The organism is Treponema endosymbiont of Eucomonympha sp., from assembly GCF_001028545.1.
On record NZ_BBPW01000164.1, the window covers coordinates 1 to 1,322 of the forward strand.

The window sequence follows — 1,322 nt, forward strand, 5'->3', positions numbered from 1 at the left end:
CTTGTCACAATGCCGCCTGCCGGCATCCCGTACTCGTCGACTACCAAGTGCAATTTGCTGTTTAGCCCCCTTTTGGGCGGCTGGCTTCGCGCTGGCACTGGCTATCGGCGGTTGCGATTTGCTGCAAAAAATCACGGACACGGTGGACGGGCTCGGCGGGGCGGGGAACACGCAGGAAGTCTACTACCCCGATTATACGGGCGCGGCGGGTGACACGGTGGTAAAAGACAACCCCGATGACACGGCGGTGTATAGAGACTTCTTCGTGGGTGAGGACGAAAGCAGCAAAAAGGAGGCGACCACGACGAGGCTACTGTTCAACATGTACGGCGTTGCAGGCTTGACGGCGGAGAACATTACGCTCATAGATACCGACGGCACCGGCATTCAGAAAGGCGCGCTGTCGGTTCTCGACGACGCCGCCCAATACTACAGGCTTGCGGTGAGCGGCATTGGCGGAAGGGGTTTCGTTACGGTGGAGGTAACACCACTGGCAGGGTATAAGTGGCGACCCGACGGAAACAGGAAGGCGGTGTTTATACGCGCGCCGAAGATATCGGCACGGTGCACGGGTGTTGGAGCGGACGGAATAGCGGGATGGAAAGCGACGAAGACTCTGGGGCTACATTTCAGCACGTACCAACCCGGTATACTTCTTTTTACGGCTTGACGGCGGAGGACATTACGCTCATAGATACCGACGGCACCGGCATTGTGAAAGGCTACCTGAAAGAAACAATCGGCGGCTATACGCTTGCGGTGTACGGCATAACAAAGCACGGCTTGGTCACGGTGAAGGTAGCAGCACCGGAAAGGTATTTCTTTGTGCAGGAGCAGGTGCGCACGGTACAGGTGGTGTACGGTATAGAATAGCCGTTTTCCCGCCTAAAACAGGGCACAGGATGCCATAAGCGGCGTTGACAAACGCTCGGTCGATTAAACCCACCACCCAGCCCAAACGGACGCTGCAAACGGCATCTATGCGCGTATGGAAGGCACAGCGCCGGTAAGTCGGTCAAGGTAAGTAAGGTAAAGAAACCTCTAGGTAGTGTGGACTGGATAAAGGGAAAGAGGTAAAATAGAAGCATGAAAAGACAAGAAGGCATTCACCGGCACGATATAAGCGACGCGGCGTGGGAACGGATAAAAGACCTGCTGCCCGGACAGGCAGGGAAACGCGGGGGAGTGGTGAAAGATAACCGTTTGTTTATCAACGCGGTAGCGCGGCAGACGCGCACGGGCGCTCCGTGGAGAGACATACCGCCAGAATTCGGGAACTGGAACAGCATACACAAGCGGTTTTGTCGCTGGCGGGACAAGGG

General features: G+C 56.4%; 3 protein-coding genes. All 3 read left to right on the forward strand.

Features of this window, described 5'->3' with window-relative positions; all coding sequences use genetic code 11:
- The first annotated feature begins 118 nt into the window (after window positions 1-118).
- Window positions 119-670 carry a hypothetical protein gene (locus AWU74_RS05600; RefSeq protein WP_062328455.1) on the forward strand — a complete coding sequence of 184 codons (552 nt, stop codon included), beginning with the start codon at window positions 119-121 and terminating at the stop codon, window positions 668-670.
- Complete coding sequence (locus AWU74_RS05605; protein WP_062328458.1) at window positions 667-873, forward strand: hypothetical protein; 207 nt, start codon at window positions 667-669, stop codon at window positions 871-873. The genes AWU74_RS05600 and AWU74_RS05605 overlap by 4 nt, the downstream gene beginning before the upstream one ends.
- 213 nt (window positions 874-1,086) lie before the next feature.
- A partial coding sequence (locus AWU74_RS05610) for a transposase (RefSeq protein ID WP_162504890.1) occupies window positions 1,087-1,322 on the forward strand: 236 nt, incomplete at its 3' end.